This is a genomic window from Polynucleobacter sp. MWH-Svant-W18, assembly GCF_018687495.1.
In the GTDB taxonomy this organism is placed as follows: domain Bacteria; phylum Pseudomonadota; class Gammaproteobacteria; order Burkholderiales; family Burkholderiaceae; genus Polynucleobacter.
This window is the reverse complement of sequence record NZ_CP061293.1, coordinates 898,990-912,049: the sequence shown is the minus strand read 5'-3', so window position 1 is coordinate 912,049 and position 13,060 is coordinate 898,990. Positions and strand designations below refer to the sequence as shown.

The window sequence follows — 13,060 nt, the reverse complement described above, 5'->3', positions numbered from 1 at the left end:
TTTCTTTGTCTTAGAATGCCTCAATGAATAAGACTATCTTTTTATCTACCATTTCTTGTCTTCTTGCGCTGGCATTGTCAGCCTGCACTGTTGCAAAACTAGAGGCTAGGCTTGAGGCTAATCCACAATGCAAGGACGTTGTTAATCCTAAAACTGGAGCAGTGATGCCTTGCCCAGGGACTGATAGAGCCTTCTATGTGGCCGCTGGTTTAGAAGAGCCACGAAAACCCAAGTCTGCACCCGTTGCCTCAAGCGCCATTGAAACAACAACTCCTACTGGCGCGAGTAATCAAGTCGGCTCCACTCCTGCTTCTAAAGCATCTCCAACTGCGACACCCACCGTACAAACGGACTGTAAACCTAAGCTACATCAAAAAACGGGCGGCATGATGCCTTGTCCTCCCTTAGATTAATAATTGTTCGTTATGATGTCCTGACATATATTTATCCAATGCACTAACTTGGTCCTTAACTTGGCTTTTAGGAAGCGACATGAAAAAACTGAATCTTTTAGCAGCATCCATTTCTGCGGTGACTTTGATGGCTTGTAGCAATGCTCCAAAGTTGGCTACTGAAGCCATGCCAAGGTCAGGTTTTCTACCTAACTACAACGTCTTAATTCCAATGGCTACTAGCCTCTCAGATACACGTATTTGGAGATATCGCATTTCTGGGGTAAATCCTAATCAATATAAAGCTGTGATTTTGGATCCTATTTTCTTAAATCAAAGTGCTACTGCACAAGTGAGTTCTGAATCGATTAGCCAAGCACAAATTGCATTACAAGACTCCATGGTGAATGCTGTCAACGCCCGTGGCAATATTAAGATAGTTACTGCACCTGGACCAGGTGTTGCACGAGTATCTGTTGGCATTACTGGAGCAGAGAGTTCAGCTGATAGCCTACAACCGTGGAACTTCACCCCAATTGGCCTGGCAGTTAATGCTGCTGCCTATGCAGGTGGTGTGAATTCTAAAACTCCAGCCTTATTGATCGAGAGCAAAATTACCGATAGCCAATCTAAAGAGTTGCTAGGTGAGGGATTAGTTATTGTTCAAGGTGAATCATTTAGAACTGGCTCTGGATCAGTGGATTCTTTTGTAGCAATGGCAAAAAAGGCAGTTTTAGCTGCTTTGGAAACTGCTGCTGACCCAACCCCGATGAAAAAATAAGCAAGGTTAATTATGCGCACAATGACATCACAGATTGCAGTATTGTTTGCATCCATTGTTTTGATGAGTACGAGCTCAGCGTTTGCGGATAACACCACGAAAGATCAAGAAATAAAACAACGCTTTGCCAAGTGCGATAAGAATCATGATGGTAAGTTGACCAAAGAAGAGGCAAAGGGTTGCATGCCGCGTATATATGATCATTTTTCATATATTGACTCTGCCGGCAATGGCTATGTCACTGTTGCAGAAATACAGGCTTTAGCCAACACTGAGTAGGGCTAGTGGTATTGGAGTGCTAAGACGGTAATGTCATCCGATTGAGAAATTGAATTGACATGCACTTCAATATCTCGCAGCAAGTGATCAACCATAGCTTTGCTGCTCATCCTATTACCAGATGAAAGTAATTTTTTCGCGCGTTCAATGGAGTAAAGCTGCCCTTGCTCATCCTCTGCTTCAGTCACGCCATCGGTAAATAAAACCAAGGAGTCGCCTGGCTCCAATTTAGCACTTCCAATGTTGTATTGACTGGCCACATGGATGCCTAGGATCATATTTCTAGGGCCTCTTAACATGCTGAATTCTTGATTCTTGCCCGCAATTAGTGGGTTGTCATGCCCAGCATTAAAGTAGTGTAATTCACCAGTATGGATATTCATAATGGCTACGAACATTGTGACAAACATATCGCTGTCATTGTTGTAGCAGAGAGATTTATTAACATCTAACATTGATTCCATCAACCCGCTGGGTTTTGTGATGCTAGTACGCAGCAATGTCATGACCTTAATCATAAAGAGAGCGGCTGGGACGCCTTTTCCTGACACATCACCGATTGCTAAAGCGATATGATTTTCATCGATCGAAAAAGCATCAAAGAAATCCCCACCCATTTCTTTGGCGGGTTTTGTAATGCCATAAGCTTTGATGTGATTCAAATCTGGGTAGAGACTTTCACCGCGTGGAATCATGCTCATCTGTATTGTTGCGGCTATCGATACTTCATGCCTTAGATTGTCATGGATTTGTTGCTCAATTTCTCTTAAACGAGCCAGTTCAGATTCTGCCCTTTTGGACTCGGTAGCATCTCTTGCAACCCCTAAAAACATTAGCCGGCCTTTAATGACCATGCTGCTAACCATGAGCTCCATTGGGAAAACCTCTCCAGAGGCGCGTCTGCCAAATACTTCTCTTTTGCTGCTATTTAAAACCGGAGAATTTTTATCGCTGGAATAGTTTTTGATACGTTCTTCATATTCAATCGAAAACCGATCATCAAGCAAGATGGTGAAGTTTTTACCAATCGCTTTAGATGCTGGTATTTCAAAAATGATCTCTGCTGCAGGGTTAAACGTAACTACCAATCCTTGTTTATCGATGATGATGACAGCATCGAACATTTGATCAATGACATCGGCAGCCTGGGCATGAGCTTCTTTTATTGCAATATTTAATTTATTTGTTCTGGATCGAATAAAGAAAGCAGTAATCGTTGCAAAGGTTGCTGTAACAAACACCGTGATGGTGTGTGATTCCCATGGAGTTAGTTGGCCTTTAAAGTAGGCTTCTTTTGCTGCTTCGTACAAAGCCATCAGCAGGGCAACAGCCAGGTATGTACCAAATAATTGTCGGATAGAGAGGCTAGAGCTGGACTCTCGTCTATTAGCTCGACTTGGAGTTGAAGTCATTTATAGGATCTGCAAAATGTCTCTTTAAGTTTTTATTGGCATCACTGCACAACGGACGTGGAATTCATGTATTATATGCACTAATAATTCCAAGCCCTTTATTTTTTTACCCAATTACACCATGCCGATCGATTTCAAAGACACAGAAGCATATAGATTAATCCTGATAGATGGACGTCTTGATAGTGCTGGTTCAGACGAGATTGCCACTCGTTTTGCAGCCATGTCCTCTGGTGCTAAACCTTTCGTTATGGTAGATTTGTCACAAGTTAGCTTTCTATCATCTATTGGTATACGACTCGTTATCCAGAATGCCAAATCATTGCAAGGCAAGGGTGGAAAGATGGTTCTAATCACTGGTGATAACGAGCACGTTAGCGGAACTCTTGAATCCACTGGTATTAGTACCTTAGTACCGCTTTTTACCAGCTTAGAGCTTGCTGAAGCGGCATTTACTGGGTAAATTTATTAATAATGATTGAGCCCGCTATGGCTACTTTAGTTATTAATGCAGAGCGCTCTGAAGTCAGAACTGCAGCAGAGTGGCTACATCAGGTAGCAAGTCAATTTGAAGTCCCTCAAAATAAAGCCATTGTTTTGGATCAGTGCCTTGATGAGGTTCTGATGAATATCGTGATGCATGGTGGCACATCTGCTATCGAGACGCCAGTAGAGCTTGCATTTACAAGCACTCAAGGCACTGCCGAAATTACGGTTAGCGACTCGGGCAAGGCCTTTGATCCTGTCAATGCTCCAGCAAAGCCTAGGCCTTCATCTTTAGAGGATGCTGAACCCGGTGGATTGGGTTTGTCCATTATCAGGGGTTTATCAAACCGTTTGAATTATCAATATAAGAACGGTAGAAACGTACTTACTTTCGGCGTTTCTATCTAAGCTTCTTTCTTTAGCTCAATACATCCTTTTTAGGGCAAATCCTCCTTTAGACGCAGAAAATCTTCGTATTTAGATGTCACATATCTGTCATCTCTTGGCAATAGACTACATTGACATTTTTTGGATGTGCTTTGCGCTTTTTCCAAAAATGCGGCGCAATTTAATGGTTTTGATTGATATCCTATATGAAAAAATACAAAGTTTTATTTTTGTGCCACCACAACAGTGCCCGTTCAATCATGGCACAAGCTCTAGCCTCTATGCACTTAAGCAATAAATTTGAAGGTTTTTCAGCAGGGTTGACTCCTGGCAACTCGTTAAATCCATTTGCCGTTGAGTTAATTAATGAATTGAATTACCAGGGCGAGGAATTGAAATCTAAGAGCATGGATGTTTACTCAGCTCCAGATGCACCTAAGATGGATTTTGTTATTTCTTTGTCTGATAAAGTTGGTGGAGAAGATGCACCAGTTTGGCCGGGCAGCCCAGTTACAGCACATTGGGATTTTCCAGATCCTGCATTGACTCAGTGCAATAGCAATATGAAAATTAAGGCTGCCTACGTATCCCTATTTAATGGTCTTCAGAACAGAATCGATATTTTGGCAGCTATCTCATTTGATAGACTCGATAAGATCCGTCTCCAAGATGAGTTAAATGCAATACATCAAAATTTACTTTAAAACGGAATTTAAGGCAAAAATTTTGGGGTTTTTACACGGCAAATTGCCTAATTATTACTATTGCGATAGCCGTTATGATTTTATTTGAGCGCCTTAAAATAACCTGGAATAAGGTTATTGAGTTCAAGAACAGCATTCCACCGCTGAAAAGTCCTTTTGCCGATAAGCTAAACAAGTTCAATAAGCTTCTTGCTTTCAAAATTGTATTGATTGGGTCATTGGTAATCGCGGTTGCCTTAGGTGCTACCTATTACTATGACTTACCACCTGGTACTCAAATTGCAGAGTTCATAAACTCCCAATCAGAAAATAAAGCCGAACTTCTTGATGTTGTAGCGATTGCAGACTTCTCTGGTCCTACGCGTATGATCGGCCAGGATTTGGCTCAAGGCTTCAAGGATGCGGCGGCTGCAGGGAACATATTAAATGATGTCCGCTTGGTTATTCGAGATGACCGAGGTAATGCTAACGCAGTAGCTGCATTAGCTGATGGTGCGGCTTCTGGTTTTAGCACCTTGGCTGTGATTGGGCCGACGCAAGCTTCTGGGTACCAGGATTACACAAGTTCGCTTGAGGAGGGGATGGTTCCAGGACTGGTGCCGATTAGCTCACCCATCAGTCATCGTGATGAAAAATGGATCTTTGCCTTACAACCAAGTCAACAACGTCAAGCGGAGTTTGTTAGCAACTTACTCCTGAAGGCAAAGCTAGCAAATTCCATTGTTTTTATCTCCTATGAGGGCGATAACACCAATGGTTACGCGGCAGGCTTTCAAAAAGTGTATGGAAAAAATTCGAGCGATAAATTTAGTCTAAAGACCTGGCCAAAGAACGCTGATGCAGCTAAAGTCTCTGAATTAGTAAAAGCCGTTTCAGCATATAGTTATGTTGCTTTTTCATTGCCGACAGCCGACGCTATTGAATTGGTTAAAGCCCTCAAAGATAGTGGCTACAGCGGTCAATTGATAGGCTTTGGTGGCGCGAGTCTCCCAACGTTTCCAAGTCAATTTGAAAAATTTCCAAAAGAACAGTTAGCGCCAGGCTATTACACTAATGGCCTAATGAGTGTTACCCCATTTTTACCTAGCATGGCAGATGAACATGCAAGGGAATTGATTGGCACTTACCAAAAGAAAAATCGCTCCGATCCTTCATGGGCTTATGCATACGGTTACGATTCCGGGTATCTTCTCAGTAACTTCATTGAGAAACTAAAGATGGAAACCCCAGAGTGGAAAAAACTTCCACCGGAAGAATTACGCAAAAATTTCCAAACCTATCTTTTATCACTTAACAGCAATAGTGTAAAAGCCGGTGCATTTACTGGGCAGATCCGCTTAGACCAAAATCATGAACGTGATGTACCCCCTACATTAGTAGCATTTAAAAATGGTAAACAGATTCCTTACATGCTTCAGTATGGAACGGATGCTGCACGTTTTAACTTCACTGATAAAGTGGCTGATAATCAAATCCAACTTGAAAACAAAGTTTATGACTTAGTGCCAATTATCTTTACTGGTCTTATTCCGAAAGAGATTAGCTTTATTAATTTGGAGAAGAGGACATTCACTGCGGAGATGGATATTTGGTTCCGCGGTAGTCAAGCGATCGACGCAGATGATATATTCTTCCCGGCATTATTTACGGACAACCCCTCTTTCACAGTACTAGAGTCATCTGACACGAAGTACGAAAAATACAGATTGTTTCGCTATCGTGGCGTCTTTAAATTTGAGGCACTTGCAAAAGATCTGGCCCTAGGACAATTACCGCTTTCCGTAGCATTCCGCCACAAAAGTTTAGATTCATCTAAATTGCGTTTTGTGATCGATGAGGTTAATACAGGCAATAGTGCTTCAATTATCAAGCACATGAATAAAGCTGAGGTATTGGCCCCCGAAATGGATTACCGGGCTGAAGGGGTAAGCTTTGCAATCGAAAACGACCTTGTTAATTCATTAGGTAATCCTGTAGCAGATTCTGGTGAACGAAATTTCTCTGAATTTAAAGCTGCCTATAGTCTGCGCAAAAAAGATGTTCTATTGAGCTCATATGTAGGTAGCAAAATGGATTGGCGCATTTCTTTTGCCATTGCCGCCTTGTTCGCACTCTGTGCTTTATTCCCCAAAATTTGCAGCAGTCTGTTTGTGGAAAGAAAGAAGTTATCTAGACTCATTACGCTAGAGTGTGCATTCATGGCTGTTTTCTTTTCTGAAGTAGGATTATTCTTTAGCCCTATTTTAGATAAAACGAACTCGGTTTTACTGCTGACCTTGCAAAATGCTTTTTCAGCATGCTATTACTTTGCTATTGCAGCAACTTTGAACCTGATTATTAGCTGGGCAATCGATAAACAAAAGTCAAAGAAGACGGCAATTCAAGGCTCCCTAAAGATTCTGGTGTCATCCTTAATTTATTCCACATTCTTTGGCTTCTACTACACAGATGTGCTCAATCGAGATATTCTGCCAGTTCTGGCCGCCTCTTCTGTAATTCTCACTGTTGTAGGACTTGCTTTAAGAGAACTCATTTTGGATGCCTTGGGTGGCATTACCATTGGATTAGAGGGTGCTATTAAGCCCGGTGATTGGGTGCATATCAACGCTAAGGATCATAATATTGATGGAATGGTTGAAGAGTTAGGCTGGCGAAATGTTCGCATTCACTCTAGGGATGGCTTGGTTCACTTCATCCCAAATTCGATTTTGATTCAACAAACAGTTTCAAATGCCTCTAGTAATGGTGGCTACGAGAGATTAGAGATTCCTTTTGAAATTAGTCCTCGGGCTAACTTAAAGCAAATCAATGAAATGATTACATTTGCTCTTGCTGATTTATTGGGAAATAACCCATTTGTAGATCACTCAAGGCCAATTCGGATTGTTTGCGAGGAAATTGAATCGCGTGGTGTCGAGATGCATGTTCAAGTCTTCTATCGCTCAGACCAATCTGCTGATCAACTCTCTACAATTGTTTTAGAGTTGGTTAACCGAGTATTGCACGAGCATAATGCATTGCCATTTATGGCTGTTGAGTTTTCTGGGCAACCAAGTGATGTGCATTCCAGCTTTGCTTAAGCAGTAGGCATATATTTACTGCCAGTTTATTGCGTCATAATGGCAGCATGACAACTACAAACTGTTTGATCTCAGGCTTTGAGCAAAATAGTATTGCCATACCTGCAGAGGATGGCCCCATTGAAATTTCATACCAATTTGGGGGTAGCGGCCCACCATTATTGTTGTTACATGGTTTTCCACAGACTAAGGCAATATGGGAGACGATAGCTCCGGCCCTAGCCAAAAACTACACCGTGATTGCCTCAGATCTGCGTGGTTATGGGCAGTCGTCGAAGCCTCACGGTAAACCAGATCATTCGACTTATTCAAAGCGAGCGATGGCAGCAGATCAGCATGCTCTCATGCAATCTTTAGGTTACGAGCAATATTTCCTATTAGGGCATGATCGCGGTGGCAGGGTTTCTCACCGTTTGGCCATGGATTATCCAGAGAGTGTTTTGCGTTTAATGCTGCTCGATATCTCGCCCACACTGTGCATGTATGAAAATACCACGATGGCCTTTGCTAAAGGCTACTGGCATTGGTTCTTTTTGATTCAGGATGAGCCAACCCCTGAAACCATGATTGCAGCCAATCCTGAGTTCTGGCTAAAAAACCATATGGGTCGTTATGCTGGAACAGGCATCTTCTCACCAGCGCGTTGGGCTGAATATCTTGCTGGGGCCAGTAACCCCCAGAGCATGCACGCCATGTGTGAAGACTACCGCGCAGCTGCTTCGATCGATTTAGTTCACGACCGCGCTGATAGAGCGACAGGTCAGAAATTAACAATGCCCTTACGGGTTCTCTGGGGTGAGCATGGTTTAGTAAACCAATGTTTTCATCCGCTAGCAGACTGGAAGGCTGTCGCAGATGAGGTATCTGGTAAAGCGCTTCCATGTGGCCACTATATCCCTGAAGAACTCCCTGAAGAATTGCTAAATGAAGCCCGCAAGTTCTTTGCTTGATTAAGGCGCTACCTTTGCTGCTTTTTTACCTAGTGGTGGGCAGTGCATCACAATTTCCGGATCAATCTGCAGAACCTTTTCATCTTTACCTGGGTAGCTCGCTCTAGATAAGAGGTCAGCAATTAAATTGAGGTGCGTATGTTTTTTGCTGTTTGCATTCACAACAGTCCAAGGCGCTTCAATACTACTCGTTTGCAATAGCATCAGATCACGAGCAATGCTGTAGTCGGTCCATTTCTTCTGAGCTTGCTCATCAATAGGACTAATTTTCCATTGCTTGAGGGGATCAGTCTTTCTACTTTCTAAACGCTCGGCTTGCTCTGTTTTATCAATATCAAGGTAGTACTTAATGATCTGAATACCAGAGTCAACCAGCAAGCTCTCAAATTCATTTACAGAACCCATGAACTGCTTGTACTGTGCATCAGTGCAAAAACCCATTACCTTCTCAACACCTGCGCGGTTGTACCAGCTGCGATTAAAGATATTGAACTCACCAGCAGAAGGCAACTCCGCTACGTAGCGCTGAAAATACCATTCGCCTTCTTCACGAGAGGAGGGCTTGCTCAATGCAACGATGTGGGTTTCACGGGGACTTAAATGCTCGGTGATGACCTTGATCGTGCCATCTTTACCAGCTGTATCTCGGCCTTCCAGAATAACCAGAAGGCGTAAACCACCCGCAATAATCTGACGCTGGAGCTTAACTAACTCAATCTGCAGTAGGCGAAGTTGGGCGTCGTATTCTGCTTGATGGTTATCTTTGGAGTCCTTACTCACGACTTAGGCTTCAGTTCCAGAAGCAGGGCTTGCAGCAGTCTTCTTTCTAGCCGTCTTTTTGGTGGCAAGCTTTTTTCTCGGCGCTTTCTTTGCTGCAGTCTTTTTCGCTGCTGTTTTCTTGCTTGCTGGTTTTGTTGCAACTGGCTTTTTAGTGGCCTCTTTTTTCTCTAGCTTATCGAGTGCCTTAGCCAGCTTATCGATTAATTTTTCGCGATCGGACTCTAACTTATCCAGTTTTTTCATTAACTGTTTTACTAATTTCTTTTGACTCATGATTTTTTCCTGTGATTGAGTTTGCCGATGCTTGACTCATCCTACGATTTATTGGCCTCTGTATCAAGCTTTTTCCTGATGAGAGCCTATTGTCATAAATGTATTTGACGTAAAAATTAATGATAAATTGGATGCTTATGCTTAAAACCCTTGCTTCATTACCTCGTAGCGTCTGGCTGATTGGCCTTATTAGCTTAGTCAATGATTCCGCCAGTGAAATGCTGTATCCCTTAATGCCACTGTACTTGGCCTCAGTATTGATGGCGGGGCCAAAGGCAATTGGCTTAATTGAAGGGGTGGCTGAAGCAACATCGAGTCTGTTTAAATTGGTTTCGGGTGTCATTGTCAATAAAACCAATAAAACCAAACCTTGGATTGTGTTTGGCTATTCGGTGGCTGCTATTGGCAGGCCTTTGATTGCATTTGTTGGCTCTTGGTTCGGGGTCTTGTGCATTCGATTTGCTGACCGTCTTGGCAAAGGACTCAGAAGTTCGCCAAGAGATACGCTATTAGCAGAAAGCGTTCCTGCTAATCAACGCGGTATCACGTTTGGCCTGCATCGCTCAATGGATAATCTCGGCGCAGTGATTGGCCCACTTTTAGCAGCTTATTTGCTCGCAATTCAGATGCCGCTGCGAGAGATATTTATGTGGGCAATTATTCCCGGTGCGATCACAGTCGTTTTGGCTTTATGCCTCAAAGAGCCTCCACGGAATATCTCCAGCATTGCGCCCACCAAATTTGTTTGGTCACTTGCAGGATTTCCACCCCAATTCAAGCGCTATATTTTGGTGGTCGGATTATTTGCCTTAAGCAACTCCTCAGATATGTTTTTGCTATTACGTGCTCGAGAACTCGGGGTGCCTCAAGAAGAAATCCCCTTGCTTTGGGCTGGAATCTCACTGATCACCGCTGTATTCGGAACCCCTTTATCTGCTCTATCTGATCGATTTAGCCGTAAGTACTTTATTGCTTGCGCTTGGGCGATCTATGCCCTGATTTATGTCGGAATGGGTTACTCAGGCCTGACGCTGGGTTGGCTTTGCGGTCTATTTGTGCTCTATGGCCTTTTTAAAGCAGGCACAGAGGGTGTTGAAAAGGCTTTGGTGGCTGATTTGGCGCCCCCAGGGCTGACGGGGAGGGCATTTGGCTGGTTCAATATGTGCTCGGGCATCATGTTGCTCCCAGCGTCCTCCATTTTTGGGGTCTTATATGAGGCCTACAGTCCAACTGCGGCATTCCTGTTTTCAGGTGGATGCGCATTCTTATCCTTATTGCTGCTTGTATTTTGGGTATTTAGAACCCCAAAGCACGCATAGAAAAACAAAATCCCTAAATAATTCAATTATTTAGGGATATTTATTCAAGTTTATTCTGGATGAAAGTTATTGCTGGCCATGAAGCTAATCGTGCGCTCAAAGCCGAGAATGCGGATGTAGCGCCAAGCAATATCACGATATTTGCTATCTAGATAGCCAATCGCGACCTCAGGCGTCCTTTTGGACAAGTCGATTTCTTGAATTGCACGGGCCCAACGTTTGAGTCTTGTTGACATATTTGTCGCCTCCATGTGCATACAACGCACCAGATTTCGGTAGAGATGACAGGAATGTCAAAATAATTACAAAAATAGGGTCAAACTGAGGCTATGGGCCAATTTAGGCCCATTTACTCTTGATGAGCCTTCATTTTTGCCAAACTTTTAGCCTCTTTTTTGATGGGCTTGAGGTAGATGAGAAGGCAAACAAATGCGGTGCTTGCTAGGATGATTTCCAAGACCGCCATCCAGAAATTGAGGCCGGTCTCCAATATGCGAACTAGACCTTCTGTGATGTATAAGAGAATGAGCATTGAAGCCCATTGCATCGTATAGACCCTGCCTTTCCAAATGCCGGGGATGGCAAATAGGAGGGGAATTCCCTTTAGGATCAACCAAGAGCCACCCGGGCGCAGTGGGGAAATAAACCATTCCCAACAAACACAGAGGATGAATAAATCTATAAAGGCAGCCGTAGCCAGCAGTTGGTAGGGATTCTTTTCCAGTATTTTCTTGAGCATAGGGGTCACTTTAAGAGCTTGAGTGCGGTTTGCGCCAAACGCTTGCCTTGCGCTATGGCCAAGCGCTGCTCTTCAGGGCTGATTGGCGCCTTACCGTCAGCATGGGCTAAGTGACTAACGCCATAGGGGCTCCCACCGGTATTTGAAGTCATTAAATCGGGTTCACTATACGGAAGGCCAACAATGAACATGCCGTGGTGAAGTAGTGGAATCATCATCGTCAGGAGGGTGCTTTCTTGGCCACCATGCATGCTGCCAGTGCTTGTGAAGACGCATGCAGGTTTACCAATCAGCGCACCGTTAAGCCACTCCGAGGAGCTGCCATCCCAAAAGTATTTCATGGGGGCCGCCATATTCCCAAAACGGGTAGGGGAGCCTAAGGCGAGGCCGATACAGTCCTGAAGGTCAGCATATTCCACATAGGGTGCGCCAGCGCTAGGTACCGCTGGCTCTGTTGATTCACAGACAGTGGAAACCGGTGGGACCGTTCTCAGTCGGGCATTTACTCCGGGAACACTCTCAATGCCCTCGGCAATAAGGCGCGCCAACTCTTTGGTTGCCCCATAGCGGGAGTAGTACAAAACTAAAATATCGTGTTGGCTCATATTCTTCTCTTATGATACGGCGATGCGCCTCATTCGTAATCCTCAATTATGGCTTGCTCTGGTTAAAGAGCTCTTGGAGCGCAATCGCGGCCTCAATCTCAATCAAATTGCAGCTAGCCTGGCATTTACAACCACCTTGGCCTTAGTGCCGATGTTAACCATTGCGACGATTCTCATTGGCTATCTACCCAGCGTGATTCAAGTGAAAAATGCATTTAGGTCATGGTTGTTAGATACCTACATGCCTGGTGGCATTAATCAACAAGTCTTTATTTATCTTGATCAGTTTTCTTCTAAGGCACGTGGTCTAACTTATGTTGGCTTGATTGGTTTAGTGATTACTACCATCATGACTTTATCTGTGATTGAGGGCGCCTTTAACCAAATATTTAAGGTTGAGAAAAATCGCCCCCTACTTAAAAAGATCATCATCTACAGCTGTGCGACTTTTTTAGGCCCAGTGCTCCTGGGTTTAGGAATTTATTTAAGCGGCATTTTGTTTAGTGCCTCTGAAGGTTGGATTGCAGCGGTATCGTTTGGTTTCCGTTTCACCGCAACCGTAGCGCCAATTTTTCTTGCAGTGGGTGTATACGCTGTGGTTTATAAAATTCTGCCGTATTCCAATGTTCTTTGGTCGGATGCTTTTGTGGGTGCATTGATTGCAGCATTGAGTTTTGAAATCATGAAGTTTGGTTATGCCATCTTTCTTACGCACACTGCCTTCTATAAAACGGTATATGGAGCTTTCGCCATTTTCCCCTTGGGACTCTTGTGGATCTATATGACTTGGTGGATTACCCTTGCCGGGGCAATTCTGGTGGCAAATCTACCTGGCATCCGCAGTGGGGTAATTAGGGTTATTCGTTACTAAAA

16 protein-coding genes are annotated in these 13,060 nt (G+C 43.7%); 10 read left to right on the top strand and 6 right to left on the bottom strand.

The genetic code is table 11. The features are described from left to right. The first annotated feature begins 23 nt into the window (after nucleotides 1-23). From C2757_RS04775 to C2757_RS04765, 3 genes are all read left to right on the top strand, one after another. Entirely contained in the window at nucleotides 24-413 is a 390-nt protein-coding gene (locus C2757_RS04775) for a hypothetical protein (RefSeq protein ID WP_215373145.1), read from the top strand. A gap of 79 nt (nucleotides 414-492) precedes the next feature. After that, nucleotides 493-1,173 (top strand): DUF3313 domain-containing protein, encoded by a 681-nt coding sequence (locus tag C2757_RS04770; RefSeq protein ID WP_215373143.1) that lies wholly within the window; start codon nucleotides 493-495, stop codon nucleotides 1,171-1,173. A 21-nt stretch (nucleotides 1,174-1,194) separates the two neighbouring features. Beyond that, complete coding sequence (locus tag C2757_RS04765) at nucleotides 1,195-1,452, top strand: hypothetical protein (RefSeq protein ID WP_215373141.1); 258 nt, start codon at nucleotides 1,195-1,197, stop codon at nucleotides 1,450-1,452. 2 nt (nucleotides 1,453-1,454) lie between these two features. On the opposite strand, the gene C2757_RS04760 is transcribed toward C2757_RS04765, so the two are convergent. After that, complete coding sequence (locus tag C2757_RS04760) at nucleotides 1,455-2,762, bottom strand: PP2C family protein-serine/threonine phosphatase (protein ID WP_215373139.1); 1,308 nt, start codon at nucleotides 2,760-2,762, stop codon at nucleotides 1,455-1,457. 223 nt (nucleotides 2,763-2,985) lie between these two features. Here C2757_RS04760 and C2757_RS04755 point away from each other — a divergent pair, with 223 nt between their 5' ends. The 5 genes from C2757_RS04755 (at nucleotide 2,986) to C2757_RS04735 (ending at nucleotide 8,471) form a co-directional block, all read left to right on the top strand. Further along, nucleotides 2,986-3,327 carry an STAS domain-containing protein gene (locus C2757_RS04755; protein WP_215373137.1) on the top strand — a complete coding sequence of 114 codons (342 nt, stop codon included), beginning with the start codon at nucleotides 2,986-2,988 and terminating at the stop codon, nucleotides 3,325-3,327. A gap of 26 nt (nucleotides 3,328-3,353) precedes the next feature. After that, on the top strand, nucleotides 3,354-3,758 hold the full coding sequence (locus C2757_RS04750; RefSeq protein WP_215373135.1) for an ATP-binding protein: 405 nt from the start codon (nucleotides 3,354-3,356) through the stop codon (nucleotides 3,756-3,758). Nucleotides 3,759-3,943: 185 nt separating this feature from the next. Beyond that, nucleotides 3,944-4,441 carry an arsenate reductase ArsC gene (locus tag C2757_RS04745; RefSeq protein WP_215373132.1) on the top strand — a complete coding sequence of 166 codons (498 nt, stop codon included), beginning with the start codon at nucleotides 3,944-3,946 and terminating at the stop codon, nucleotides 4,439-4,441. Nucleotides 4,442-4,515: 74 nt separating this feature from the next. After that, nucleotides 4,516-7,521: an ABC transporter substrate-binding protein gene (locus C2757_RS04740; protein WP_215373130.1), complete on the top strand. Its 3,006-nt coding sequence runs from the start codon at nucleotides 4,516-4,518 to the stop codon at nucleotides 7,519-7,521. A 47-nt stretch (nucleotides 7,522-7,568) separates the two neighbouring features. Beyond that, nucleotides 7,569-8,471 (top strand): alpha/beta fold hydrolase, encoded by a 903-nt coding sequence (locus tag C2757_RS04735; protein WP_215373129.1) that lies wholly within the window; start codon nucleotides 7,569-7,571, stop codon nucleotides 8,469-8,471. Here C2757_RS04735 and ppk2 read toward each other — a convergent pair whose 3' ends face one another. Both ppk2 and C2757_RS04725 read right to left on the bottom strand, forming a co-directional pair. Continuing rightward, nucleotides 8,472-9,251: a polyphosphate kinase 2 gene (ppk2, locus tag C2757_RS04730; RefSeq protein ID WP_215373127.1), complete on the bottom strand. Its 780-nt coding sequence runs from the start codon at nucleotides 9,249-9,251 to the stop codon at nucleotides 8,472-8,474. 3 nt (nucleotides 9,252-9,254) lie between these two features. Then, entirely contained in the window at nucleotides 9,255-9,524 is a 270-nt protein-coding gene (locus tag C2757_RS04725) for a serine/threonine protein kinase (RefSeq protein WP_215373124.1), read from the bottom strand. A 137-nt stretch (nucleotides 9,525-9,661) separates the two neighbouring features. Here C2757_RS04725 and C2757_RS04720 point away from each other — a divergent pair, with 137 nt between their 5' ends. Next, on the top strand, nucleotides 9,662-10,843 hold the full coding sequence (locus tag C2757_RS04720) for an MFS transporter (RefSeq protein WP_215373122.1): 1,182 nt from the start codon (nucleotides 9,662-9,664) through the stop codon (nucleotides 10,841-10,843). A 50-nt stretch (nucleotides 10,844-10,893) separates the two neighbouring features. Here C2757_RS04720 and C2757_RS04715 read toward each other — a convergent pair whose 3' ends face one another. The 3 genes from C2757_RS04715 to wrbA form a co-directional block, all read right to left on the bottom strand. Then, nucleotides 10,894-11,079 carry a hypothetical protein gene (locus C2757_RS04715; protein WP_087909997.1) on the bottom strand — a complete coding sequence of 62 codons (186 nt, stop codon included), beginning with the start codon at nucleotides 11,077-11,079 and terminating at the stop codon, nucleotides 10,894-10,896. A gap of 113 nt (nucleotides 11,080-11,192) precedes the next feature. Next, the gene (locus C2757_RS04710) at nucleotides 11,193-11,582 is read right to left on the bottom strand and encodes a DUF2069 domain-containing protein (protein WP_215373119.1); all 390 of its coding nucleotides are present in this window, start codon (nucleotides 11,580-11,582) and stop codon (nucleotides 11,193-11,195) included. Between the two features lie 5 nt (nucleotides 11,583-11,587). Then, nucleotides 11,588-12,187 carry an NAD(P)H:quinone oxidoreductase gene (wrbA, locus tag C2757_RS04705; RefSeq protein ID WP_215373116.1) on the bottom strand — a complete coding sequence of 200 codons (600 nt, stop codon included), beginning with the start codon at nucleotides 12,185-12,187 and terminating at the stop codon, nucleotides 11,588-11,590. A gap of 22 nt (nucleotides 12,188-12,209) precedes the next feature. On the opposite strand from wrbA, the gene C2757_RS04700 reads away from it, so the two are divergent. After that, on the top strand, nucleotides 12,210-13,058 hold the full coding sequence (locus C2757_RS04700; RefSeq protein ID WP_215373113.1) for a YhjD/YihY/BrkB family envelope integrity protein: 849 nt from the start codon (nucleotides 12,210-12,212) through the stop codon (nucleotides 13,056-13,058). Nucleotides 13,059-13,060: the final 2 nt, after the last annotated feature.

Bases quoted from the DNA above. Each gene is read 5' to 3' on its own strand.
- C2757_RS04700 (WP_215373113.1), top strand. From the start codon at position 12,210: ATGCGCCTCATTCGTAATCCTCAATTATGGCTTGCTCTGGTTAAAGAG.
- C2757_RS04735 (WP_215373129.1), top strand. From the start codon at position 7,569: ATGACAACTACAAACTGTTTGATCTCAGGCTTTGAGCAAAATAGTATT.
- C2757_RS04775 (WP_215373145.1), top strand. From the start codon at position 24: ATGAATAAGACTATCTTTTTATCTACCATTTCTTGTCTTCTTGCGCTG.
- C2757_RS04740 (WP_215373130.1), top strand. From the start codon at position 4,516: ATGATTTTATTTGAGCGCCTTAAAATAACCTGGAATAAGGTTATTGAG.
- C2757_RS04770 (WP_215373143.1), top strand. From the start codon at position 493: ATGAAAAAACTGAATCTTTTAGCAGCATCCATTTCTGCGGTGACTTTG.
- C2757_RS04725 (WP_215373124.1), bottom strand. From the start codon at position 9,524: ATGAGTCAAAAGAAATTAGTAAAACAGTTAATGAAAAAACTGGATAAG.
- C2757_RS04715 (WP_087909997.1), bottom strand. From the start codon at position 11,079: ATGTCAACAAGACTCAAACGTTGGGCCCGTGCAATTCAAGAAATCGAC.
- C2757_RS04765 (WP_215373141.1), top strand. From the start codon at position 1,195: ATGACATCACAGATTGCAGTATTGTTTGCATCCATTGTTTTGATGAGT.
- C2757_RS04750 (WP_215373135.1), top strand. From the start codon at position 3,354: ATGGCTACTTTAGTTATTAATGCAGAGCGCTCTGAAGTCAGAACTGCA.
- wrbA (WP_215373116.1), bottom strand. From the start codon at position 12,187: ATGAGCCAACACGATATTTTAGTTTTGTACTACTCCCGCTATGGGGCA.
- C2757_RS04745 (WP_215373132.1), top strand. From the start codon at position 3,944: ATGAAAAAATACAAAGTTTTATTTTTGTGCCACCACAACAGTGCCCGT.
- C2757_RS04720 (WP_215373122.1), top strand. From the start codon at position 9,662: ATGCTTAAAACCCTTGCTTCATTACCTCGTAGCGTCTGGCTGATTGGC.
- C2757_RS04755 (WP_215373137.1), top strand. From the start codon at position 2,986: ATGCCGATCGATTTCAAAGACACAGAAGCATATAGATTAATCCTGATA.
- C2757_RS04710 (WP_215373119.1), bottom strand. From the start codon at position 11,582: ATGCTCAAGAAAATACTGGAAAAGAATCCCTACCAACTGCTGGCTACG.